The organism is Comamonas sp. BIGb0124 (assembly GCF_003752175.1).
GTDB lineage: Bacteria > Pseudomonadota > Gammaproteobacteria > Burkholderiales > Burkholderiaceae_C > Comamonas_F.
This window is the reverse complement of record NZ_RJVF01000010.1, coordinates 402070-426481: the sequence shown is the minus strand read 5'-3', so window position 1 is coordinate 426481 and position 24412 is coordinate 402070. Positions and strand designations below refer to the sequence as shown.

The following is a 24412-nucleotide window of genomic DNA, read 5'->3' as shown; positions in this document are numbered from 1 at the left end:
GAGCAGACAACTTCATGGCAAAAGTGCCCAAGGTGCTGGGTGAAAGCCACGCTCCCCAATTCTTGGGAACGCAAAACTACGGGAACAACAACACCCGATCCATCTACAACTTACCCAAGCGCGAAGCCTGCCTGATGGCTATTTTCAGTATTGCGGAGCGGTTTTCCTTGGGCGGCAATGTGCGCACCCCGGAAACAGAAAAGCTGTTCCTCATCATGGCATTGCAGCCGAAACGCCGTTCTTCATGCCCGTATTTCTGCGCAGGTATCTGCGCTGCACGCAGCGCGTCCAGACTTCAGCCGCTGGCTGAGGTGTCGACCCCACGCTCCACGCCTCAACAGGACACCCGGAAACGGTCGTATCACGACTGTCACACGTTGTCACGGCGTGTCACGCGGTGGATGCACGCCTTTTGCTTATCCCATTGCCATCGTGCTCAGCGAGGCCTCTCGGATGGGCAGCACGACGTCGTACCCCTGCCTAGCATTACCTCATTACTCGCAACGGAGCCAACCTTGAAGCCGACCCAGACCCTTCCCCCTATGTCGTTCAGCCCCGACCAAAAGACGGCCTTTGTGACGGACGTCACGACTCGATACCTTGTCGACTTCGGAAACGGCATGAAAGTGGAATTGACCGCCGCGGCCAACGAACCCTTCCACATCACCTGCCCCGGAGGGGTCGAGGTAAATCTGTACATCCTTCAGACCTATCCCGATGGCGTGCCGGCCGCCGCAGACGGGGCGCCAGTGCATTAAAAGCGGCTTGCTATGTTGGTCCCTGCCTTGGCGCCAGTCCACACGGGGCCCTCATTTTGTGCGAGTTGGCGCCCGACCTCGGCGACAGCCAATCGAAGGATTTTTTGGTCGCGATCAAAGCTCTGATCGGTCACCTTCAATGGTGCGCCATTGTTTTCTATGATGACGGTAAGCTTTCCGATACCCCCGCCCAACTCGTTCGCCGGCGTGACGCTCCCCGCCTTTGTTGGCAGCATGTACTGGTTGCCGTTAGATGCTGTGTACATCTCGGGTTGACCGGTTTCGTTGACGCGGTACATTTTTCCGGCCTCCGTGGGGCCGCCGTATTGCCGGCCGCCGGCCACCTCTGCCACGGCCATTCCACCCACCATAGCGGCGCTTGCGTAGCCCGTGGTGCGGATCAATGCCGCCATGGGCAGGCCGTAGACGCCGAGCTGGGCCTGGGCCTTGGCGGCGGCAGCCTCGGTGTTCATGATGATGCTCGCAATCGACAGAGCTTTTTCGGCCAGAAATGCAGCCTTGCCAAGGGCTGTGCGCTCCTTGCCGGCCTGCTTCATGAGATCGTAGAGCTGGCCAGCCGAGCTTTGCATCATTGCAAATTGGGCTGTGTCTGAGGCCACTTGGATGTCGAGCAACTGCGTGTTCAGGCGCTGCATGATGGCGGCCTTCTGATCCGCATAAATCTGGGTCTGCTCGAGATCGCGTTCCTGCATCTCCGTGACCGCATCCATTTGAGCCTGGGCCTGCGCCACGGCCAACGCCTTTTGGTCATCGGGGTTACCCGTGGATTCCACTCGCATCTGCAGAGTGTCGACTACCGTTCCTTGTCGATCTCGATTGAGCTGAGCGCGTCGCTCCTCTTCATCCCGAAGCGCCCGCGTCTTTGCGGCCTCCATCTCCTGGAAAGTCAGCAGACCCTGTAAATAGGCAGCCTGGGCCGAGCGCACCTCCTCCTCTCGAATCAAGCTGATCTGCTGTTCCTGTGAGCGAGTCGAGTCGATTTTCTGGTCAGCCAAGGCACGGATATTCCGCTCTTCGAGTGCCATTTCCTTCACAGCTACGGCCTCGCGGTCATTCGCAGACCTACGTCGGATCAACGTCTTTGCGCGCTCGTACTCGGCCGCCGTATCTGCTCCGTCCTTGTGGCGAACAGCAGCATTCCTAAGCGCCTCCGCTTCTGTGATTTCGATCTTTCGCCATTCGTCGGCAACAGCGGCCTCCAATCCTGCCAAGTAGCTAGCCGAGTCGGATTTCGTCGATCCTCCGGATTTCGGGCGGCGATTTTCTTGATCGTCTCGATACTTCGCAAGCGCTCGCATGCCGTCGATCTGCTCCTTGGTTGCTCCTGCGAATGCGCCGGCGTCGCCAAGGCTCAGCTCATAATCGACTGCCGCCAGTTTCGAGGCCTCCTTGCCGAACAAGGCGATATCGCGCGCCATGGTGGCAATTTGCTTTGCAGCTGCGTCACTCACGCCACCTGCGGCCTTATTGAACAAGGTGATGCCCGCAGCCGCAGCCGCAGCCGCCAAGTCAGTTCCCTGGAACATCAGGTTCAGCATCTCAATAACCTGGGTGGCTTTTTTTGCGGTGCCGTCGGCTGTGGATACTGCGCCTGTCAACTTCGCCCACGTTGCAATTTTTTCTGGTGGAATTCCCACCTGCTTGGCGAAGCGCTCTATGACCTCACTGAGGGAGCCTCCAGACTGCCGGGCATCGTCCAAAGCCTTCTTAAAGGCCATTACGCGTTGCACACCTTGGGCATCGCTGGAGTTAGAAAATAGAGCCTGCGTGACGCTTGTGCGCAGTTTTTCGTAGGCATCATTCGCTTCTTCGGCTGCCGTCTTGGCGCCCTCGGTGGCATTGATGAGTGCCGCCGTCTGCTGATCCTTCGTCATCTCCTTGAACTTGGCAGCCAAGCTGTCGACGGGCTGCTGCATATCGAGCATGCTCTGCTTCGCCTCATCCGAAGCACTGCGATAGGCAAGCCAAGCGGCGGCACTGAGTCCGACTGTTACGGCAATGCCCATGGGGCCGCCCAGCGCTGCCAAGAGCGCGGCGCCGGCTCTTGTGACCATGCTGGTCGCGGCTGCTGCCTTTTCAGCTGCGGCGGCCGTCTGAGTGGCTGCCAGGGTGGCTGCGCCGTAAGCCTTTGCGGCCACGGCACGCTCCGCATAGGCAGCCTCGATCTGCTTGGTGGTCGCGGCAGTGGTTGCTCCGAGCGACTTTTCAGCCGCCTCCACCTGTTTGGCGACAGCCACTTCAGCCAAGCGTATCTCCGCCATACGTGTAGCGGTTTTCTGGCGCCCCACGTCGTTAATTTGCGCAGCCAGGCGCTGCTCCTCAAGCGCGCGCTCCCCGGCAAGTTGTTGCTGAGCAATGCGGAGGCTGGCCAGATTGGACTGCTGTGACTTGAGGTCGAGCTTCGCCTGTGCGTCTGCGCGCGAGGCCGCGGCATTTGCTCGCTGCAAGTCGGCGGCGGCGATAACCTTGGCTGATTCTGCGGCTCGAGCCGCCCCTTGGGCGGTTGCTGCCTCGGCCTTTGCCGCCTCCTGCGTCAACTTGATGGTCTGGGTTGCCGTCCATGCCGCCCGCGTTCCATACGCCAGCAGGCCGGCGGCGGCGGCCGCGACGCCGGAGTCGGCGAGGATGTTGAAGTTACGCCCCAGCAGGCCAATGCCGCTTACGAGTGTTTGCGTGATGCCGTGAGCCTCATTGGAGCGTCCGATGTACTCGGAGAAGCCGTTGCTGACGTTCTGGAGCGCATCCCGAAAGGTCGTCGGCATTTCCCGGACCCGGGCCATCACCGCCTTATTGCCATCGACCAAGGACTTGACCAGCATTTCGACCGACAGCTTGCCCTCGGCTCCCATTTTTCGAATAGCTTCGGCAGTCAAACCGCTGCTATCTGCAATCACGTCCACGACAGAGTCCATGGTCGAGTAAATGCTAAGCCAAGCATCGGCGTCGACTTTCCCCTTTTGCATGGACTTGGATAGGGCGTCCTGCGCTCCTCTAGCCTTGTCAGTGCTGGCTGCATTGACCACCAGCAGGCCGCTGAATGTATCGATTGCGTCAATGCTTTGGCTGAGGGTCAGCCCCATTTCGCGCAGGATGGGCGACATCTGGATGAAGCTTTCGCGCGTCTCGTTGATCGAGCGGTAAGTTTCATTGGCAGACTGGGCCATACGATCTTGCACCTGGTTGTATTCCTCGGTGCTTTTGGTGGCCATGCGGATGCGACTGGCGTACTGACCCCACTCGTCCGCCTTGTCGATAATGGCAAGTACGCCCAGGCCGGCAAAAAGTGCCTTGGCCGCTGCGGCCGTCTGTTTGAGCTGGGTGTCCAGCCCGTCGAGATTGCCCTTGGTCTTCTCGAGTTCGCGATTGACCTCGCGGTTCTTGTTGATCAGGTCCTGGGTCTCGAGTGTGACATCGTAGTAGATCTCACCAACTTTTTCTGCCATTGCATGTACTCCATATAGATGAAGCAATGCTAGGAATGGCGTTTGATCAAGCTACCAGCGCAGCCACCATCTAATGTGGTCGGGAGCGTTCCAGTTCTCGCAAATGAGTGATGCGCCCGGCTTGTATAGATCTGGCCCGATGCCTTTCACATGCTCAAACGGTCGGTAGCCGACATAGCCGCCCATCTCATTCTTGGCATTGATCTCTCCACACAGAGCGACGTCATGCCGGTCAAAAACTAGATATTCGCCCCTGAACAGCGTCGAATCCGGATCCTTGAACTGATCGCGGACCGCCCCTCGAAGGTCACTCATCACGTAGGCTCGTGCAGTGAACGCCGCCCCTCCCACCAGCATCGCCGCCCCCAGCACACCGATCAACAATCGCTTCATGGTTCCCTCCTTGAGTGATGGCATGATAACGGCGAGCTAGTGAGCACACCGCCTTGGCTCATAGATTGTTAGCGGGAGGGGCGTAGGCCAAGTGCCCTTTGAATTGGACCCATTGACCACCCGCGTAGCGCTGGGATTTTCACTTGCTTTATGACTGAATTTGATGGCATTACAGATGATGAATCCTTGCGTTTAATTATGCAAAGTCCAGTCAATGCATCGAAATATCTGGGTTTTGTTTGGCGTCTGATTTATTCCATTCTGAAATGGCCTCAAGGAGAGGAGGTGTTTTGGCAAAGAAGAAAGTCTGCGAAATATCTTCAGGATGAGATGGTTCCTCTTGCTTATTTTGTCAGGGATTTTTTTGCTTACCAATCTGATGTCGCAATTTCATGGGTCAGCGGGAGCCAGCAGCATGATGCTGTTGTAACGCCCAAGACGCGTGATGTTGGTTTTATTGAGATTACTTGCCTGCAAGATTATCGTGAGCGAAAGCGACGTGATGAAATGCTAGCTTTTGGTGAATATAGAGCCAGCTCTTGTTTGGATGATGAAGTAGAGAGGTGTCGTCAGCTATTAAAAGACGTCATCACAAACAAATCCAAAAAAGAATATCCACAAGGGACGGCGCTGGTGATCTACTCGACTGAATCACTTGGTCTTCCAATATTTACGGATTCCATTTGCGAAGTTTGCACTGAGCAGCAAGAGCAGCTTGCTCAATTTCAAGTTGTTTGCGTTCGAGATGCGCATCGAGTTCACTATGAACGAAGCTTGGCGCCTCCCTAGCATTGCTCTTGCAAAAGCAAGAAAGAGCAAGGAGTGCAGATGACATCACAGACAAAGCGCGGGCGCTGGAAGCCCGGAGAGAGCGGTAACCCTGGAGGGCGAAAGCCCGGTGTGGGCTCCTTGCGAGCCTCGCTTGCTGACGAGCTGCCCGGTATCCTCGACACGCTGGTGGAGCGCGCTACCGCCGGCGACGTCCAGGCCGCCCGCCTTCTGCTGGAGCGTGCATTGCCGGCCATCAGCCCCAGGGACCGTGCCGCATTGATCCGCCTGCCGCAGGCCGGAGTGCTCACCGATCAAGCCCGGGTCGTGCTGGAGGCGGTCCGCAAGGGCGAGACAGACCCGGAAACCGCCGCGCAGGCGCTCAGCAGCATCAGCGCCATGGCCCTCACCAAGGCAGTAAACGACCTGGCCCTGCGTGTTGCGGCGCTGGAGCAGCAGAAGGCTCTCAACGTTGACCAGACTGCGACGGAATCAAGCCATGGCCGTCCTGCCTGAAAACGTCAAAGTCTTTGTGGTGCAAGGCCTGGCGTGCTTTGACACCCCGTCGCAGATCGCTGCGGCCGTAAAAGCTGAGTTCGGGATTGAAGTCTCCCGCCAGCAGGTATCGAGGTACGACCCGACCAGGGCTCGCAACAAGGATGTTTCGCCGCGGCTGCGCACCATCTTCGAGACGGCTCGGGCCAAGTTTGTCGAGGATCTGACCAGCATCCCAATCTCTCATCGCTCCTATCGGCTGCGCGCGCTGCAGCGAAGCCTGGAGAGAGCCGATGCCCAGGGCAATATCGCGATGGCTTCTGCGCTCCTCGAGCAGGCCGCCAAGGAGGTCGGCGGCATGTACACGAACCGCCGGGAGTTGTCCGGCCCCGACGGCGGCCCCATCGCATCCACTGGCATGCCAACAGTGATAGAGCTGGTCACGCCAGCCATGGTGCAAGAGGCGGTGAGAACAGTCAGGGACGACTACTGATGGCTGGCATGAACTACGACCGCGACGCGCGCCTAGCGGCCATTGAGGAGGCCATCCACTCGCTTATCGCCAAGCATGGCGCCGAAGACGCGCAGATGATCCTGTTCGACGTGGGGACCAAGGAGGCCATTGCGGCGTTTACCCGGGTCATGGCGGCAGAGCATGCGCGCCGGTTCCACGCTGCTGGCCTATCACCACGGGAGGCCAGCTATCGGATTGCGGATCTCACCAGCATGAGCGTGAGGAATGCAAGGCGGTACGCTGATGCATTGCTAGTTGATTTTCAATAATAATAATGATGTACCTTAAAGAAGCCGTTTTACGCCCCAGGTCCTTGAGAGTTGCTGTTTTGCTTTGATTTTGCGGCATCATCCACGAAAATGCTTTGACCAACCATTGAGGGAGTATTAATCGTGCATGAAACACTGTCGGCGCTTCAACAGCAACTAAATTATGTCCTAACAAAAATCGCAGCAACCGTGCCGCCCAGCCAACCCTTTGGAATCGCCCACGCCAATTGGAGTTTTCCGGGCTTGACAAGTGAAGAGTTAAGCAGCGAGGCGCAGTCATTAATTGATTTAATCAGTGAAAATGCTTCAGATGATCTTGGCGATTCAGACGCCGTGTTATCCGACTACATACGTCGCCTTAAATTCTTAGCCGACCATACCATACCCAATTTATGGGGAAATGCGGCAGCCGCAGTGCCTACGTACATCCTGACGCTTAGGGGTTTGCGGAAAGCAATTACTACTGCAATAGTTCGAAACGACTACGCAGAAGCTGCTACAAAGCTTAGAAAGATGACCGCGCAGGTTCGTAGCATGGAGGCTCGCCTGCGTGAATTAGAGCCGCGCACATCAAGCCTAAAATCTATGGTTTCTCGAATTGAGGATGCGCATGATGCGGCCGATCAATTGCCGACTGATTTACACTCACTGAAAGAGGCCAGGGAGCAGCTAGAAAATTTAATAACCGCAGCGACTAAGGATTCAGGTCACATCGAGGGTGTACGAAGTAACGCAGACCTGATTGACGCTCAACTTAAGCAAAGCGCCTTAGAATCTCAATCGGTGCTGGAGCGTTGCGAGACAGCATATTCCGCTGCGACTAGCGTGGGTCTTGCGGCGGCATTCAATGAGCGCTCCACGGAGCTTTCAAAATCAATGTGGATATGGGTTGCCGGCCTCGTGGCAACTTTAATTGCAGGAAGCTTCTTTGGCTCCATTCAGTTGCATGCCTTATCCGAACTATTCAAACAACCGGGTGTAACGACCTCCGCTGTCTTCCTTAATCTTCTGCTTTCATTGCTATCCGTCGGCGCGCCGATTTGGTTCGGCTGGCTAGCTACAAAGCAAATTGGTCAGCGTTTTCGATTAGCAGAAGATTATGCATTCAAAGCGTCTATTTCCCGAGCTTACGAGGGATTTCGCCGAGAGGCGGCTCGCATCGATAAAGACATGGAGGCCAAGCTTCTTGCCTCTGCACTCTCTCGGTTTGATGAGCTACCACTTCGATTGGTAGAAACGACCACCCACGGAAGTCCTTGGCATGAGCTTGCATCATCGGATTTAGTCAAGGATGCGATTCGGATGGTCCCTGGCTTTGCTAGCCAAATCAAAGATGTGGCCGCTCGGGCTATGGAGACTGTGCATTCAACAAAGAAGAAGGGCGGTCCAAGCATTTCGCCTGAGGAATAGAATCTGAACCGTCGAATTCTCAACTTCAATCAAATGTCAAAGCCACTGGGGCTTTGGCATATCGCCTCCCGAGCATTTGTGTCTGTACCAACTCACGGACATGCACACATGCTCACCAAGGAACTCCAAGCGGAGTACGACACCGCCAAAACATATCTCTCTACGGCGCCGGATCCGGCAAAGCTGCGGGCAGAAGCCGACGAGATGGAGAGCCAGGCCAAGGGCATGCTGGCGACACTGAAGGGCGTCCTTAGCGACGCGGCTCACACTGAACACGTCAACAAGCACACGCAAGCCCGCATGCTTCGTGCTCGGGCTATAGAGGCCGAGCGCGAGATTTCCGTTGCGCGCCGCATCACTCACCACGCCGAGAGCTTGCTGCACGCTGATGACGCACTGAGGGCGGCCCAGCGTCAGTGGAAACAGGCCAGCGCCTCCCATGTCGAATCCACCCAGGCGGTGCGCAAGGCCGAAGAGGAACTGGCCCGGGTGCGCGATCTGCTCGAGCGAGAGCAAGACGAACTGGTCAAGGCCAAGGGGGTCCGTCGCGGCAGCATCCTCGCCGAGCTGGGCCTGGGCATGGAGGCCGGCAAGCCCGTGCTCAGCGTGGCAGACATCGAGGCTCGCATCGAGGCGCTGGAGAGCGTATTGCCCCAGCACCAGGGCGCGGTCGAGCAGGCGAAGACCCAGCACCAGCACACCGACTCGGCAACGCGTGCGGCTGAGAGGGCCATCCTGGCCGCAAAGGCAAGCCAGGCCGAGCGTGACGAGGCGCTCGCATTCGAGCAATTTCAGGCGGCCCACCTCAAATCATTTGCGGCCAGCAACGCTGCGGGCCAGCAGCCCTATCTGCGCCATGACTGGCAAGCCCGCGTGTACGGCGTCAATGACCAGATGGTCCCACTCATCGCACGCCTGCAGGCCGAGCTCGTTTCCCAAGCTGAACAAGGAGAGTAACCATGACCTTCACCAACAACACCACTCCAGCCGGCGAAGGCCAGCGCCCCAAGCCCATCGACCGGCGCTTCGAAGATCCCGAAGCCATGCTGGAGGCCGTGGTGCGGCGCGTAATAGGCAACGCTGCCCCCCCGTCCTCGTCTGCTGACCCCATCCGGGACATGGTGACCAATGCACTCGAGATGGCTGGCATCCCCACGGCCGGAAAGAGCGATAGTCAACTGCTGGCCGACTACACAGAGCAACTGCGCCAGTCGGCCCGAACTGTCGCCACTGCGGCAAGGAACAGCCAGGCTCACAACGAGTTCGCCGGCTATGACATGAACGATCCCCGTAACGAAGGAAAGGCATAACCGTGGCCAATGCAGTCACGGTGACCAATTTCTACACCCTCTGAGCTCCAAGGGCTCAACGCAAGCGGCTTCGGCCGCTTTTTTTCATGTCTGTTCCTAGCATAGGGCAGGTCTTCATCACCGTCGACCGACATGCGCCTCCTGAATAAATGCCTCCGCGAATGCTTGGAAGAGCTGCAGCACGAAAACCAACTCGCCGTCACGCATGCCGTGCGTCCGGCTGCAGATGCTCCACGGCCCGCATGCGTGGGCTTGGTACCTGCATCGGCCTTTGAGCTCGGCGAACGGGAGGCCCACATTCGGTGGGGCAACAGGGTGGCTAACGAGAGGCCAGGGCGGCCTGACAAGGTGCTGTTGATCTCTCGGGAACATGGCCGCGTTCAGTGCCGCTCAGTGCCTTTTGGCGAATCTGCCGCAGGCATTGAGAGGGAGGCAGCCCGACGGGCCCGTCAGCGGCCGCCGAAGCCGGTCAGGCAGCAGCGGCTCCATCTGGCCAACAGCCACACATGGGAAGATGCGGGTTCTCCAGCACAGGTGAAAGCCACATCTTGAGGGGTCACTTTTCGATTTGTCGGTACTTTTGTCGGTACCTTTTTAAACCGAATTTTCAAAGTCATTTGAAATCAATGGCTTAGCCATCAAGAGTGAACCCCTCCGGGGGCCAAATTACAGTTCCGAGCAGCGACAAGGCTGCCCCAAAGCCCGCATGCGTCCCAACATGGCGGGCTTTTTTGTTCCCAAGTGTTCCCACGCATGTCTGCCAGCGCCTTCAATTTGTCGGTACGTGGACGCACAGAAGGACCAGATAACGTCGAAACAGCCGTCATGCCCCTTACTGACACTGGGTGGTCGAAGCTTCCATGCAAGCAGATCGGAAGGCCGACAAGGAATTGGCTCGGGTGCATGGGTTATTCGAGCGAACGAGGGATGAGCGGCTAAGGCCGCATGGCCTCCATCATGGTACGGCCATCACTTCAAACCACCTTGAAGCAGCTGCGCACCTACCTCGGAAGATCGAGATCGCGCAGAAATCGCTTCAACTCTTTACGGATACGACGAGAGTCTTCAGCACACGCAACAATTCGCCTCAACAGAGCGATAGAGAAATCATCATGAGGCGTGTAGAGCCCTTGCTGCACCTTCAGCTCAACATCGTTGGCTGGGTAGAGATCACTCTTTGAGTAATCAATGTAACTTCGATGCCGTACAAAAGGGTGTTCTCCAACGTCAAGAACACAAGCGTCGTCGTAAGGTATGCCCTCATGGATGGAACACACCGATGTCATGAAAACCTGCGGACGCGGTCCTCGGCCATCGACTGCCACGGGATTGATCAAGATCGCAAAAAGATGTTTTTGCCCATCTTCGATGCGTGGCCCAGATGGCACCAGTAACGATCGCCCTTGGGCACACATCCATGACATATCAAGACGACAGCGCTGCCTTTAAATACTGCTGCTCTCGCAGTCTCTTGGTCATCTCATGGACTTGCTCTGGACCGTATCCAAGTGCTCGCAAGACACGTGCGGGCGGGATGGGCCGTTGCCCACTACCGGGATCTTCCCATTCGGGACACTCGGGAGAGTGCGTGTAATCAACGAGTTGCCACTTGCTCATGTGACCAAAGCGATCCCAGACAGTGGCTAGGCACTCGGCATCACATTCACTCAAGGCCAGCAAGTCTTCGTCTGGATCTGCGATTGCATCCCGATTTCTAAGCTGAACAACATGGTTTTCTCGATCATCGATGAGGCTGTCCCACCCGTCTTGACAGGACGGCACCAAGCCATTGATGTGGTCGAGCGTTGCCGAAAGAACGGGACCGTTTCTCATCGAAACCAATGCATCGCCAGTGATGGTTTCGCCATAACGACGAAGCGACTCACGCTCAGCAAGGTACATCAACTTGACGAGCTTCAGAACGTTCAGGCTGCCGCCCGCCTTGCACAGAAGGTAGGCCGCCGCTTGCGCGGCTTTTCGCTCATTAAAAAGGGAGTACTTGTCCATATCGCATCAACGGTGAGCTGCAATCACAGCCTTGAATACTGTTTTAAAGTACAGTTGATTGATGGCAATCTTAACAGCTTGCTAAACAAATCTCTGTCAGTCGGCCACCACAAAATCGGCCTCGGCCTCAAGACCCAGCAAGTCGCGCGTGTCGAGCTGCACCACCGCACCGTCGCAAAAAAACCCGCAGCATGCAAGCACACTGCGGGTGATTTTCAATCGATTCCAGCCCGGGACTGGCCCTGGCCGGAGATTGGGGGACGCGAGCCTCAGTCCGGCAACGCGTACGCAATGATGTAGTCACCGCGATCGGGGGCGGTGCGGCCACCGCCGGCGGTCACGACCACGAACTGCTTGCCGCTTTCGGGCGACTTGTAGACCAGCGGCGTGGATTGCGCGCCGACGGGCAGCGGCGATTTCCAGATTTCCTTGCCGGTCTTCACGTCGATGGCGCGCAGGTAGTAATCGGCGGTGCCGGTGAAGAAGATCAGGCCGGATGCGGTGGCCACGGGGCCGCCCAGGGTGGGCATGCCGATGGGCAGCGGCAGGCCGGTCTTGATGCCCAGCGGGCCGAGTTGCTCCACGGTGCCCATCGAACGCTGCCAGGCGATCTGGCGGGTCTTGAGGTCGATGGCCGTCATCATGCCGAAAGGCGGATCGGTACAGGGCACGCCCAGTTGCGAGGTCACCATGGCACGGCTCACGCCGTAGGGGGTGCCGTCCATCGGCACGATGCCGCCCACGCCGGGGCCGGTCTTGCCGCTCTGCGCGGTGATCTTGTTGACCTCGTCGCGGGGAATCAGGCGCGCCTTCATCATGATGCGCATGTCGTTGACGATCAGGTAGTCGTGCGCCTTGTCGATCGAGATGCCGCCCCAGTTCATGGTGCCGAAGGGCGAAGGATGCGGGATGTACCAGCGGGTGCTGGGCGGCGTGAAGTCGCCCTTGTACTCGAGCTGCTTGAAGGCGATGCGGCAGGCCAGTTGGTCCAGCGGCGTGATGCCCCACATGCCGGCTTCGGTCAGCAGGCCCTGGCGGATCTGCGGCATGCCGACCGAGTAGGGTTGCGTGGGCGAGAGTTTTTCTCCGGGCAGGCCGTCGGTGGGCACGTCTTTTTCGACGACTTCGGCAATCGCCTTGCCGTCGCGGCGGTCGATCATGAAGATCTCGCCGCGTTTGGTGGTCTGGATCAGCGCGGGGATGCGCTCGCCGTTGTCGCCGGGCACGTCGTAGAGCACGGGCTTCGAAGGCAGGTCGTAGTCCCAGACGTCGTGGTGCGCGGTCTGGAACACCCAGCGCTCGGCACCGGTGCGGGCGTCCAGCGCCACGATCGAGGAGCTGACGCGATCGGTTTCGGGCGTGCGGTGGCCGCCGTACATGTCGGGGGTGCCGTTGCCGGTGGGCAGGTAGACCAGTCCGAGTTGGGCGTCGTAAGTCGGCGCGGCCCAGGTGTTGGGTGTGCCGCGCGTGTAGTGTTCACCGGGGCCGGGCGCGGTGGTCACGCCGGGGCGTCCCACATCCCAGGCCCAGGCCAACCGGCCCGTGACGGCGTCGAAGGCCCGCACGGCGCCCGAGGGCTCGTCGACCGACTGGTTGTCCATCACCCAGCCGCCGACGATGAGGCGGTCGCCGGCCAGTACCGGGCCAGCCGTGGGGTTGTAGAAACCGGGAATGATCTCGCCCATGCCTTCGGCCAGGGAGACAACGCCGTTTTGTCCAAAGCCTTCGCAGGGCTGGCCGTTTTGCGCGTCGAGCGCGATCAACCGCAGGTTGGCGGTCGTCACGTAGATGCGGCGCTGACAAGCCGCGGCGGCTGCGGCCGGCTGGCTGGCCGGCGCACCGGGTGCGGCCTGCGCGGCTTGCTGGGCCACGTCGTAGTAGGCCAGCGAACGGCAACGCTGCCAGGTGGGGCTGTAGCCCGCATTGGCCTTGGGATCGAAGTGCCAGAGCTGTTTGCCCGAGTCGGCGTCGAGCGCAAACACCTGGTTGGTCGGCGTGCAGGCGTAGACCACGTTGCCGATCTGCAGCGGCGTGTTCTGGTTTTCTGCACCGCCGTACGAGAAGTCACCGGTGCGGAAAGTCCAGGCCACCTTGAGCTTGGAAACGTTGTCGGGCGTGATCTGGTCCAGCGGGGCGAACTGTGTGCCGTCGGGCGTGCGGCCGTAGTTGGTCCAGTTGGCGCCGTCGTCGCCGGGCTGGTAACCCTGCGCCAGTTCGGGGGCTGCCGTCGGCTTGACCGACCAGATCGGCTGGAAGGCCGTGATCAGCGCTGCCACGAGACCCAGCGCCAACACGCCGGCCACGCCGCGCGAGGCCGGCTTGACGTGGCGGCAGGCGGCCGCTCCGCGCAGGCTGGGGGTGACGAGGGCCACCAGCAGACCGATGACGGCCAGCAGTCCCAGACGGGCGGCCAGCGGCCAGAAGGCCAGCCCGGCTTCGAACAGCGACCACACGACGGTGACCGCAAAGCCCACGCCGTACAGCCAGGCGCCGCGCACCTGGCCCAGGCCCATCAGCACGCCGGACACGACGATCAGCAGGCCCATGGGCAAGTAATACCAGGAGCCGCCCAATTGCAGCAATTGAAAGCCGCCATAGGCCAGATAAAGGCCGATGAGGGTCATGACGAGGCCGAGCACGGCCGCGCACGTCCGGACGAGGCGCGAGCCCCCCGGGACTGAATGATCTGACATGTAAAATTCTCCGTCGTTCGAGTTGTAGTCATCGAGGCCGGCTGTAGTCACAGAGGGCCCGGCGCCGCAGTAGGCAGGTCGCCCGGCAGCCGCCCGGTTCTGCCAAACCGAGGGCTGCAGGGCCATTTAGTTGCGATGCGCAACCAAATTGTACGTGAGCTGTCCAAGATCTGCCGGGCCAAGCCCGGCGGCAGGGGTATTGCTTGACGATGGATCCCTCTCGACGCCGGATCTGGTGATCCATTTCCGGCAATCCCACGACACTCCAACTGCCCCCCGACATGTCCTTGGCGAAACTCGCACCCTCCCCCCAGGCGATTGCCGAACTGCGGAGCTTCTCTCGCCAGTTGGTCCGTGAGCTGGGCTACCTGCGGTCGCCCGTCGCGGGCAGTGAACTGCCGCCCTCGACGGTGCATGCGATTCTTGAAATCGGCATGCAGCCCGGCATCCAGGCACGCGATCTGGCGCAGACCCTGCGGCTCGACAAATCCAACACCAGCCGGCAGTTGGCCAAGCTCGAAAGCCTGGGCCTGGTGCGGCGGCAGGCACTGGACAGCGATGGGCGCTCCACGGCCCTGTTCCTAACCGACGAGGGCCTGAGTCTGTTCGCGCAGGCCGAGGCATTCGGCACCCAGCAGGTCGCCAAGGTGCTGGGCCAGCTCGACGAGGTCGATCAGCAGGCATTGGGCCGCTACCTGTCGCTGTACGCGCAGGCCTTGGCGCAAGACAATCCGCACACGCTGCCCCCGCAGCTCGCGGTCGACCGTCTGGTCGAGGGTTATCGGCCCGGCTGCCTGGGCGAAATCGCCGGATTCTTTGCCCCCGATCTGCAGAGCGGCGGGTTTGCCGCAGAACGCGCGATGACCGAGGAACTGACCGGGTTCCTGGCCGGCCTGCCCCGTGCGGACGCCAAGCTGTGGCTGTACCACCAGGACGGCCATACGCTGGGCTCGATTGCGCTCGAAGCCGGCCCGGCCCCCCGGCAGGCCACCCTGCGCTGGTTCGGCGTGAAAAACACCGAGCGCGGCACCGGCATGGGGCGCCAGTTGCTGGAGTCGGCCCTGGCCCACGCCGATCTCGTTTTCGACGCGGTGTGGTGTTCGGTTCCGGCGGCCACGCCGGGTGGCGTACGGGCAGCGAGACTGCTGGCGGCACACGGTTTCCACCCGCACGGCACGGTCACCGTGCAGCGCTGGGGGCAGTCCCGGGTCGCTCAGCGCTGGTGCCGCAAGCGCGCATGAACACGCGCCGCAGACTGTTGCGGTGAGCCTGGGGCAGACATGCCGGCGCGTGACACTCGCGGACCTTAACGCAACCGGCCCAGCAGCTCTTCGGCACCTTTGTCGAGGCCGGTCTTGGCCGCTCGCAGCGAGCCGAATGTCGCCGCCACATTCATCGCATTGGGATGCTGTTTGGTCACGAATGCCATCAGCAGACGATTGCTGGGCGCGTCGTAGATCTCGACAGAGTAGCTGACCGACCCCATGAACAGGCCCTCCTTTCCACGCACGCCCTGCACGGCGTTGTAGGGCAGACCGACGAGGTCGAAACGGGTGAATGTCGACACCACGGCCGTATTGGTCTCCGCACCGGTAAGGGTCAGCCTGAGCCTCAAGGTGCCGCGGCCGGCCGGGTTCGAAAGGCTGAAGCGCCGGGCCATCACCTGGTTGAAGGTGGTGGCCATGTACTGGGCGAGCTCGCGTTTGTCCGCCTCCTCGAGGTCGCCGAACTGGTGATCGGCCCCCGCATAGATGGCGACCGGTTCGATGAGCATCGCCGAATAGCTGCGCCAGTCGGCAGACGCGGAATAGACGTAAGGCGTCCGATCGGCATCCTTCTGCGTGTTCGTCTGCAGTTGGGGAGCCGAGGCGAGCTGGGTATAGGGAGTCGGGCCTTTGCCGGCGCATCCGGTGAGGACGACGAGCGAGAAGCCGAGCGCGAGCCAGGACGACACAGGAAATCCGGTGGGCGTTTTCATGAGGTGCTCCGAGGTGAGGGAGGGGTTGGCAAGAATATTAATGACCGATCGATCATTAACGATGATACACTCGCTACCGACCAAACGTTCATTAATGTTTTCAAACGCGTCTCGAGCGGGTACAGTGCAGGCTCGGCAGGCTTTCCGCCCAGCCGGAGCCACGCCGGCAGGCGCGCCGCTTTCGCAATGTGTCACTTTGCTCAAGGAGCCCTCATGGCCGTCCCTCCCCGTCTTCGTCTGGCCTGCCTGCTGGCCGTGCTCGGCGTTTCCCTCCACGCGCATGCCGAGCTCTTCGCGTCGTCGGCCTCGAGTGCCGGTTCGGCATCCAGCGGCAGTGTTTCGGATTCGTTGAGTGGTTCGAGCGACAGTTCGAAGGACGACGAAAAGACAGCCAGCGGCGATTACCGCGTCGTCGAGGTGGCGCAAGCCCCCGACCGTGCCGGCTTCCAGCGCCTCACCCTGCAGGGCCAGGAAACGCAGCGTCGGCTGGTGCTCGACCTGCCACTGGCGGTGTTCGACCAGCAGGCCCTGCGGCACGGCGACATCGTGCATGCCGAGCGTCGGGTCTACGGTCTCGAGTTCGCACGCGGCGATACCCGCGAGGCGTTCTTCCTGGTGCTTGCCGACGATTGGCACGATGAACTGGCCCCGCGTGCCGTGACGCAGCTGTGAGAGCAGGCTGGCCGTGGGCCTGGGCACTGGCCGCGGTGGTGCTCGCGACAGGCTGTGCAGGACCGCCGACCGCATCGCCGCCGCCCGCCTCGCCGGCGGTTTCCAACTTCTGCGACCGCACGCACACCTTGACGGCCGGTCAGCAAGACACGCTGCTGCGCTTCGCGGCCGTGGTGCGCGAGACGCTGTCCGAGACCGATGCCGAGGCGGTGCTGATCAGCCGCTCGGGCCTGGATCTGTCGCGCTTCGACATCCGGTACTCCCATGCGGCCGTGGCCTGGCGCGGCGACACGGGCCGGTGGACGGCGCGGCAGCTCTACTACGCGTGCGATGAAGAGCGCCCGCGTATCTACGACCAGGGACTGGCCGGTTTTGCGATGGGCACCGAGAACCCGTCGCTGGGCTACATCTCGATCGTCCGCTTGCCGCCCGATGCCGCGCAGGCTCTGCGATCGACCGCACTCGACAACCGGCTCGCGCTGCGCCTGCTGGCCGCCAACTACAGCGCCAACGCCTATGCCTTTGGTTTGCAATACCAGAACTGCAACCAGTGGGTGATGGAGCTGATCGCGACCGCCTGGGGACATCTCGGCGACGGCGAAGGCTTGCGCGAACGCGCGCAGCACTGGCTGCGGGATTCGAACTACACGCCGCAGCCGGTGGTGGTCCCTTCACACTGGATGATGGCTGCCGCGGCCTTCGTGCCGCTGGTGCACCTGGACGACCACCCACCCGAAGACCGGGCCGCCCTGCGCCTGCAAATCAGCCTGCCGGCTGCGGTGGAGAACTTCGTCCGCGAACACGTCCCGGACAGTCAGCGCCTCGAGATCTGCCACGACGGCCGGCGTGTCGTGGTTCACCGGGGCTGGTCGCCGATCGCGGCAGGCTGCACGCCGGGCGACGGCGATCGGGTGGTGAACCTGGCGCCTTGACGCCGCCCCCGGGCAGACCGGTTTCGCCCGGATCGAGGCCGGGTCTGCCGGATCTGCGCCCTCTCCTACGTCTGCACGAGGAAAAAGCGGCAGGGTCCACGGTTCGCCCTCAACGAAACTCATAAGTATGATTGCACAGGCGTCGTGTGCCGGCCTGTGTGTGGTGTTGACTGGAGAAAACCCTTGATGACCCGTTCACTGACCTGCGTGACGCTGGCCCTGATCGCCACCTTCACGGCCGCTTGTTCGAAGCAGGAGGCCCCGCCCGCGGCGCCACCGCCGATGGGCGTCGAAACGCTGACGCTTGCAGAAGAAAAGCTGCCCAATGTCGTTGAACTGCCTGGCCGTATCGAGGCTGTTCGCACGGCCGAGGTCCGAGCCCGGACCAACGGAATCGTGCTCAAGCGGCTGTACAAGGAAGGCACGGATGTACGGCAGGGCGCGCCGCTTTTCGAGATCGATCCACGCGAATACCGGGCCCAGGTGCAGCAGGGCGAAGCAGCCCTGCAGCGGGCCATCGCGACACGAACCAATGCGGCATCCGTCGTGCAGCGCTACACCCCGCTGCTGTCCGAGCGCTCGGTCAGCGCGCAGGAGTACGACGCGGCCCTGGCCGATCTGCGCCAGGCGGAAGCACAGGTCGCCGAAGCCCGTGCGGTGCTCGATCAGAACAAGCTGCAGCTCGGTTTCACCACGGTCCGTTCGCCCATCGACGGGCGCGTGGGCCGGGCCCGGGTGACGGAAGGTGCACTCGTCAGCGGCACCGAATCGACGCTCATGACCACCGTCAATCAGGTCACGCCGGTCTATGCCGTGTTCACGCAATCCAATGCGGCGATCCTCGACATCATGGAAAAGGTCAAGGCCGGCAGCGTCCAGATCGACAGCCTGCAAAGCGTCAAGGTCGAGCTGACCCTCGACAACGGCTCGCCTTACCCGCTCACGGGGCAACTCGACTTCACCGACCAGACGGTCGATCCCCAGACCGGCACCCAGACCGTGCGGGCGGTGTTCGACAACCCCGACCGGCGGTTGTCTCCCGGACAGTTCGTGCGTGCCCGCATCGAGGCCGGAACCTTCAGCGGCGGCATGGCCGTGCCGGCGCGCGCAGTGCAGTTTCAGGGCACGCAGGCCAGCGTCGCAGTCGTCGGAGAAGACGACACCGTGGCCATCCGCCCGGTGCAGTTGGGCGCACAGGTGGGCTCGCGCTGGATCGTGCAATCCGGCCTCAAGAAGGGCGAACGCGTCATCACCGAAGGCTGGCAGAAGGTGAGGCCGGGACAGACCGTGAGCCCCAAGGACAACCCCTCCCCCGCATCCGAACAGGCTCCGGGAGGGCGTTGACGTGAATCGATTTTTTGTAGAAAAGCCGGTATTCGGCTGGGTCATTGCCGCCTTCATCACGCTGGCGGGCCTGCTGGCACTGCGCGCGCTGCCGATCGAGCAGTACCCCTCCGTCGCACCGCCCTCGCTCACGCTCTCGTACACCTACACGGGCGCCGATGCCGATACGCTGGACAAGAACGTCACGGCGGTGATCGAGCGCGAACTCAACGGCATCGACGGCGTCCGCTACACATCGGCGACCAGCCGCGCCAATGGCTCGGGCTCCATCGTCGTCACCTTCGAGTCGGGCACGAATCTCGACAACGCCCGGACCCAGGTCCAGGATCGTCTCAACCGCGCGGAAACCCGCCTGCCCGAAGAGGTTCGGCGGCTGGGCATCCAGGTCAACGACAACACCTCGGGCTTCCTGCTGCTGCTGGCCCTGACGTCGAAAGACGGCGCGCTGTCGCCGCTCGAACTGGGCAACTATGCCGCCAACAACGTGGTCACCGAGCTGCGCCGCGTCAACGGCGTGGGCGACGTCCAGCTTTTCGGGTCGCAGTATGCGATGCGGATCTGGCTCGATCCGTCGAAGCTGGCCGGGTTCGGGCTCTCGCCTTCGCAGGTGCTCAACGCCATCACCGAGCAGAACAGCCAGACGGCCGGCGGCGGCCTGGGCGAGCAGCCGATCGCACGCGATACCGAGTTCACGGCAAAAGTCGTCACGCAGAGCCGGTTCTCGGATCCCGAGCAATTCCGCAACATCATCATTCGTGCCAATCCGAACGGCTCGACCGTCCGGGTCGGGGATGTGGCGAGAGTCGAGCTGGGCGCCGAAAGCTACACCTTCAAGGCCAAGCTCAATGGCCAGGAAATCGCCGGCATGGGCATCCAGCTCGCCAACGGCGCCAATGCGGTCGCGACGACCGAGGCCGTTCGCGCCCGCATGAACGAGCTCCAGCAGACCTTCCCGCAAAGCGTCGAATGGAGCGTGCCGTTCGACACGACCCCGTTCATCACCGCCTCGATCGACAGCGTGATCTACACCCTGCTCGAGGCCATGGTGCTGGTGTTCCTGGTGATGTACCTGTTTCTACAGAACTGGCGCGCCACGTTGATCCCGGCCATCGTGGTGCCCATCGCCCTGGCAGGTGCGTGCTTCGGACTCTACGTCTTCGGCTTCACCATCAACACGCTGTCCCTGTTCGGCATGGTGGTGGCGATCGGCATTCTGGTCGATGACGCCATCGTGGTGGTCGAGAACGTCGAACGCCTGATGAGCGAGGAAGGCCTGTCGCCCCGGCGCGCCACGGTCAAGGCCATGGGGCAGATCCGGGGGGCCATCATCGGCATCACGCTGGTGCTGGTCGCCGTGTTTGTGCCGATGGCGTTTTTCCCGGGTTCGACGGGGGGCATCTACCGGCAGTTCTCGGTCACGCTCGCGATCTCGATCTTCTTCTCGGCGGTGCTGGCGCTCACGCTCACACCCGCGCTGTGCGCCACGTTGCTGAAGAGTCATCCGCCTTCGAACACGCCTGCGAAGACACCGCATCGCACCGGCATCCGCAGTTGGCCCAGGCGTTTCTTCGACGGCTTCAACGCCCGCTTCGGCCGGGCGACCGACCGTTACGGCGTCGCGGTCAACCGCATGACCTCGGCGCCCTTGCGGTGGCTGGCGGTCTTCGTCGCGGTGCTGGGTGTCACGGCCTTGTTGTTTCTGCGCCTGCCGGGTGGCTTTCTGCCGAGCGAGGACCAGGGCTATTTCCTGGTGAACATCGACGCGCCGCCGGGGGCCACCATGCAGCGCACGGAAGCCGCCGCAAACCTGGCCGAGGCCTATCTGCAGGAACAACCCCAGGTGCGCAACGTGATGACGCTGGTGGGCTACAACTTCACCGGCCAGAGCCAGTCGGCGGCCATGTCCTTCGTCGATCTGAAGCCCTGGGGCGAGCGCACCGATGATTCGGCCTCTGCCGCCTCGCTCATCCAGGGCACGATGGCGGCCGTGAGCGGCATCGCCAGCGCCACCATCTTTCCGCTGAACCCGCCGCCCATCCAGTCCCTCGGCAATGCCACCGGTTTCTCGCTGAAGATCGAAGACCGCAGCGGCCTCGACCGTGCGGGACTGGTCGCGGCGCGGGATGAAATCCTGGCCAAGGCGGCCGAGCATCCGCTGTTGTCCGGCGTGCGGCCGGACGGCCAGGGCGATGCGCCCGAGCTCTATGTCGAGATCGACCGGGTGCAGGCTCGTGCGCTGGGACTGCAGATCGCGGATGTCAACGCCACGCTGGCGATCAACTTTGCCTCCGCCTATGCCAACGACTTCAGCCGCGACGGCAATGTGCTGCGGGTCTACCTGCAGGCCGATGCGGAGCACCGCATGACGCCGCAGGACATTCTGAACCTGCGTGTACCCCTCGCATCGGACGGCACGAGCGAGGCCAAGCTGGTGCCCTTCTCTGCCTTCGCGAAGGCCTACTGGCGGACCTCGCCCATCCAGCTCGAACGCTACAACGGCTACCCGTCGCTCACCGTCTCGGGACAGGCCGCCCCCGGCGAGTCGTCGGGCGCCGCGCTCGAGGCCATGGAAGCCATTGCCGGCGAAACGCTGACGGGTTCGCTGGCCTACGAATGGACCGGCACGGCCCTGGAAGAGAAGGAAGCCGGCGGCCAGATCGCGATGCTGCTGGCGCTGTCGATGCTGGTCGTGTTCCTGCTGCTTGCGGCGCTCTACAACAGCTGGGCCATTCCGCTGTCGGTCCTGCTGGTGGTGCCGTTCGGCATTCTGGGCAGCGTGCTGTTCACGTCGCTGCGCGGCCTGTCGGCCGACGTGTATTTCAACGTGGGCCTCATCACCATCATCGGGCTGGCGGCCAAGAATGCCATCCTCATCGTGGAGTTCGCGATCGACGATGAAAAGGGCGGAAAGAAATCGGTGCACGACGCCACCATCGAGGCCTCGAAGCAGCGTCTGCGGCCCATCCTGATGACCTCGCTGGCCTTCATCCTGGGCATGGTGCCGCTGGTCATCGCCAGCGGCGCGGGCGCGGCCAGCCGGCACGCGGTGGGCACGGGCGTGATGGGCGGCATGATCACCGCCACGATTCTGGGCATCTTCTTCACGCCGGTCTTCTACGTCGCAGCCAGGAAATGGCTGAGCAGCAAACGCAGGCACGACGACGACGACCTCCTCGACGACGAGGAACGCCCTGGCACGGCACAACGGGGGCATGACCATGTTTAGAACGATCGCCACGCTGTCGGTGGCCACGTTGATGGCGGGCTGCAATTTCGCACCCGTCTACCAGCAGCCGGCCCTGCCGGTACCCTCGGCTTTTCCAGCCACGCAAGACGCCGGCGCACGCCCCGTCTCGATCGGCACGCCGGGCTGGAACAGCTACTTCGCCGACCCCCGGCTCAAGCAGCTCATCGCCGCGGCGCTCGACAACAATGTCGACCTCGCCGGCTCGGCCGCCCGCATCGAACAGGCCCGGGCCCGGTTCGGCATCCAGGATGCACAGCGTCTGCCCAGCCTGGACGGCACCGCCGGCTACACCCGCAGCCGGCAGCGCATCCCCGCCCTGAACGGCGCGGACGCCGGCACCGTGGTGGCCGACAACTACACGGCAGGCGTGGGCGTCAGCGGCTTCGAGATCGATCTGTGGGGCCGTGTCCGCAACCTGTCGGAGCAGGCCCGTGCGCAGTTCCTGTCGACGGTTCAGGGCGAACGGGCCTTCAGGATCTCGCTGATCGGCCAGGTGTCTGCCGCCTACTACGACATGCGTGCCGGAGAGGCGCGCATCGCGCTGGCCGAACAGACGCTGCAGGGCCGCATGGAAGGCCTGCGCATCGCCCAGCGAAGACTGGATGCAGGGATCACGACGACCGTGGATTACGACCAGTCGGTGCTGCTCACCACGCAGGCGAAGTCCGAGCTGGCCGACCTCAAGCGCTCGACCGAACAGGCGCGTACCTTGCTCACGGTGCTGGTGGGCGGTTCCCTGCCCGCTGCGGCCGAGCCTCCCTTGCCTCTCGAGGCATCGGGTGTCACGATGGTGCTCGAACCCGGCTTGCCTTCGAGCGTTCTGACCGAACGCCCGGACATCCTGGAGGCCGAGCTCAACCTGCGTGCGGCCAACGCCAACATCGGAGCGGCCCGTGCGGCGTTCTTCCCCAATATCTCGCTCACGGGCAACCTGGGTTTTGCATCGCCCGCGCTCGGCGATCTCTTCAACGGCAGCTCCCGCACCTGGTCCTTCGGCCCTGCCATCGATCTGCCGATCTTCGACTGGGGCCGGCGCTCGGCCCAGCTCGATCTGAGCCGCGCACAGGCCGATGAAATGATCGCCGTCTACCAGAGCACGGTGCAGACCGCGTTTCGTGAAGTGGCCGATGCACTGGTCGCCCGGCGGGGCTTTGCCGAACAGATCGAAGCCATGGAGCAGACCGTCGCCGCGCAGACACGGCTGTCCAGAACGGCGACCCGCCGTTACGAACAGGGCCTGTCGATCTACCTCGAAGTGCTGGATGTCGAGCGCAATCTGTTCAACTCCCGGCAGCAGCTCATCGGCCTGAAATCGGCCGCCGTGCAAAACGAGATTTCGCTGTACGTCGCCTTGGGCGGCGGGCGGGTCGACTAGGCCCTGCCCGGCCGTTCAGGCACGGCGCGGACGCGACTTGCCGGCAGCGGGCGGGTTGTCCTCGTGCACCGGCGTCAGCAGCTGGTGCAGCATCCGGCGGTGCGTTTCCTTGATCTTCCGGGTCTCGGTTTCCGCCACGTCCTGGCGGAAGACCATCTTGAGCACGGCGGCGTAGAGCAGCGGTGCCATCACAAAACCGAAGTGTTCGGTGAGCGGCGATTCGCGCAACTGACCGTCCGCGACAAACCGATCGATCCGCCGCTGCTGCTCGTCGCGCGCAGGCACCAGGTCGTCCTCGTGCCACCGCTGTATCAGATCGGGTATGCGGTGGCTTTCCGAGATCAGCAGCCGGATGATCGAGATGACCTGAGGGGTCAGCTCGTCGTAGCGCTCGTCGATGAAGGCATCGATGCGCTCCCCGAGTCCCTGGCCGGGCTGCGAAGCGGGCCATACACCGTTAGACGGTACCAGCACGTCCTTGAGCAGAGTCTCGAAGATCTCGTCCTTGTTGGCGAAATGCACGTAGAGATTGGCCTTCGAGGTCCCTGCCCGGGCCGCGATTCTGGAAATGCTGGCCGCGGTGAATCCCAATGAACTGAACTCGATCAGCGCCGCATCCAATATCTGCTGCCGCCGCACCTCGGGCACGAGCCGCACACGTTTGCGCGGCTGCCCAGCCGGACTGGCGTCTTTGGCCGTCTCGGGTTTCTGTTTGGATCGGGGGGGGCTGGTCGTCATGGCTAGGATGGGTGGGCAGAGGGGCCCGAGGCTGCGGGACACACG

General features: G+C 62.0%; 21 protein-coding genes. 14 read left to right on the top strand and 7 right to left on the bottom strand.

Annotated features, from left to right (window positions below; all coding sequences use genetic code 11):
- Positions 1-14 precede the first annotated feature (14 nt).
- Positions 15-758 carry a hypothetical protein gene (locus EC845_RS22485; RefSeq protein WP_199739790.1) on the top strand — a complete coding sequence of 248 codons (744 nt, stop codon included), beginning with the start codon at positions 15-17 and terminating at the stop codon, positions 756-758.
- On the opposite strand, the gene EC845_RS12480 is transcribed toward EC845_RS22485, so the two are convergent.
- Both EC845_RS12480 and EC845_RS12475 read right to left on the bottom strand, forming a co-directional pair.
- A complete protein-coding gene (locus EC845_RS12480; RefSeq protein ID WP_123298413.1) occupies positions 755-4222 on the bottom strand; it encodes a tape measure protein in 3468 nt (1155 codons plus the stop codon). The genes EC845_RS22485 and EC845_RS12480 overlap by 4 nt on opposite strands.
- A 51-nt stretch (positions 4223-4273) precedes the next feature.
- Positions 4274-4615, bottom strand: a complete 342-nt coding sequence (locus EC845_RS12475; protein ID WP_148077302.1) for a hypothetical protein — start codon at positions 4613-4615, stop codon at positions 4274-4276.
- 150 nt (positions 4616-4765) lie between these two features.
- Between EC845_RS12475 and EC845_RS22155 the strand changes: the two genes are divergently transcribed.
- The 7 genes from EC845_RS22155 (at position 4766) to EC845_RS12450 (ending at position 9381) form a co-directional block, all read left to right on the top strand.
- Positions 4766-5404 carry a hypothetical protein gene (locus EC845_RS22155; protein ID WP_148077301.1) on the top strand — a complete coding sequence of 213 codons (639 nt, stop codon included), beginning with the start codon at positions 4766-4768 and terminating at the stop codon, positions 5402-5404.
- Between the two features lie 39 nt (positions 5405-5443).
- Entirely contained in the window at positions 5444-5899 is a 456-nt protein-coding gene (locus EC845_RS12470) for a DUF5681 domain-containing protein (RefSeq protein ID WP_148077300.1), read from the top strand.
- The gene (locus tag EC845_RS12465) at positions 5883-6371 is read left to right on the top strand and encodes a DUF2280 domain-containing protein (RefSeq protein ID WP_123298410.1); all 489 of its coding nucleotides are present in this window, start codon (positions 5883-5885) and stop codon (positions 6369-6371) included. The genes EC845_RS12470 and EC845_RS12465 overlap by 17 nt, the downstream gene beginning before the upstream one ends.
- Positions 6372-6379: 8 nt before the next feature.
- Positions 6380-6661, top strand: coding sequence for a hypothetical protein (locus EC845_RS12460; protein ID WP_148077299.1), 282 nt, complete (start codon positions 6380-6382; stop codon positions 6659-6661).
- A gap of 123 nt (positions 6662-6784) precedes the next feature.
- The gene (locus EC845_RS22150) at positions 6785-8071 is read left to right on the top strand and encodes a hypothetical protein (protein ID WP_148077298.1); all 1287 of its coding nucleotides are present in this window, start codon (positions 6785-6787) and stop codon (positions 8069-8071) included.
- A gap of 108 nt (positions 8072-8179) precedes the next feature.
- Positions 8180-9028 (top strand): hypothetical protein, encoded by an 849-nt coding sequence (locus tag EC845_RS12455; RefSeq protein ID WP_123298408.1) that lies wholly within the window; start codon positions 8180-8182, stop codon positions 9026-9028.
- A 2-nt stretch (positions 9029-9030) separates the two neighbouring features.
- Positions 9031-9381 (top strand): hypothetical protein, encoded by a 351-nt coding sequence (locus EC845_RS12450; protein ID WP_123298407.1) that lies wholly within the window; start codon positions 9031-9033, stop codon positions 9379-9381.
- A gap of 1425 nt (positions 9382-10806) precedes the next feature.
- On the opposite strand, the gene EC845_RS12445 is transcribed toward EC845_RS12450, so the two are convergent.
- The 3 genes from EC845_RS12445 to EC845_RS12440 all read right to left on the bottom strand — a co-directional run bounded on the left by EC845_RS12445 (position 10807) and on the right by EC845_RS12440 (position 14081).
- Positions 10807-11388, bottom strand: coding sequence for a Panacea domain-containing protein (locus tag EC845_RS12445; RefSeq protein ID WP_123298406.1), 582 nt, complete (start codon positions 11386-11388; stop codon positions 10807-10809).
- Between the two features lie 96 nt (positions 11389-11484).
- Positions 11485-11607 carry a hypothetical protein gene (locus tag EC845_RS22755; protein WP_255416906.1) on the bottom strand — a complete coding sequence of 41 codons (123 nt, stop codon included), beginning with the start codon at positions 11605-11607 and terminating at the stop codon, positions 11485-11487.
- 50 nt (positions 11608-11657) lie between these two features.
- Positions 11658-14081: a membrane-bound PQQ-dependent dehydrogenase, glucose/quinate/shikimate family gene (locus tag EC845_RS12440; protein WP_123298405.1), complete on the bottom strand. Its 2424-nt coding sequence runs from the start codon at positions 14079-14081 to the stop codon at positions 11658-11660.
- 281 nt (positions 14082-14362) lie between these two features.
- Here EC845_RS12440 and EC845_RS12435 point away from each other — a divergent pair, with 281 nt between their 5' ends.
- Positions 14363-15322, top strand: coding sequence for a bifunctional helix-turn-helix transcriptional regulator/GNAT family N-acetyltransferase (locus tag EC845_RS12435; RefSeq protein ID WP_123298404.1), 960 nt, complete (start codon positions 14363-14365; stop codon positions 15320-15322).
- A 65-nt stretch (positions 15323-15387) separates the two neighbouring features.
- Here EC845_RS12435 and EC845_RS12430 read toward each other — a convergent pair whose 3' ends face one another.
- Complete coding sequence (locus EC845_RS12430; protein ID WP_123298403.1) at positions 15388-16059, bottom strand: DUF3313 domain-containing protein; 672 nt, start codon at positions 16057-16059, stop codon at positions 15388-15390.
- Between the two features lie 213 nt (positions 16060-16272).
- Between EC845_RS12430 and EC845_RS12425 the strand changes: the two genes are divergently transcribed.
- From EC845_RS12425 to EC845_RS12405, 5 genes are all read left to right on the top strand, one after another.
- Entirely contained in the window at positions 16273-16731 is a 459-nt protein-coding gene (locus tag EC845_RS12425; protein ID WP_123298402.1) for a hypothetical protein, read from the top strand.
- On the top strand, positions 16728-17663 hold the full coding sequence (locus EC845_RS12420) for a DUF2145 domain-containing protein (protein ID WP_233598041.1): 936 nt from the start codon (positions 16728-16730) through the stop codon (positions 17661-17663). The genes EC845_RS12425 and EC845_RS12420 overlap by 4 nt, the downstream gene beginning before the upstream one ends.
- Before the next feature lie 186 nt (positions 17664-17849).
- Complete coding sequence (locus EC845_RS12415) at positions 17850-19007, top strand: efflux RND transporter periplasmic adaptor subunit (protein ID WP_123298401.1); 1158 nt, start codon at positions 17850-17852, stop codon at positions 19005-19007.
- 1 nt (position 19008) lies between these two features.
- Complete coding sequence (locus EC845_RS12410; protein ID WP_123298400.1) at positions 19009-22233, top strand: multidrug efflux RND transporter permease subunit; 3225 nt, start codon at positions 19009-19011, stop codon at positions 22231-22233.
- Positions 22226-23629 carry an efflux transporter outer membrane subunit gene (locus EC845_RS12405; RefSeq protein ID WP_123298481.1) on the top strand — a complete coding sequence of 468 codons (1404 nt, stop codon included), beginning with the start codon at positions 22226-22228 and terminating at the stop codon, positions 23627-23629. The genes EC845_RS12410 and EC845_RS12405 overlap by 8 nt, the downstream gene beginning before the upstream one ends.
- A gap of 15 nt (positions 23630-23644) precedes the next feature.
- Here the strand turns inward: EC845_RS12405 and EC845_RS12400 are convergent, their stop codons facing one another.
- The gene (locus EC845_RS12400) at positions 23645-24367 is read right to left on the bottom strand and encodes a TetR/AcrR family transcriptional regulator (protein ID WP_123298399.1); all 723 of its coding nucleotides are present in this window, start codon (positions 24365-24367) and stop codon (positions 23645-23647) included.
- Positions 24368-24412: the final 45 nt, after the last annotated feature.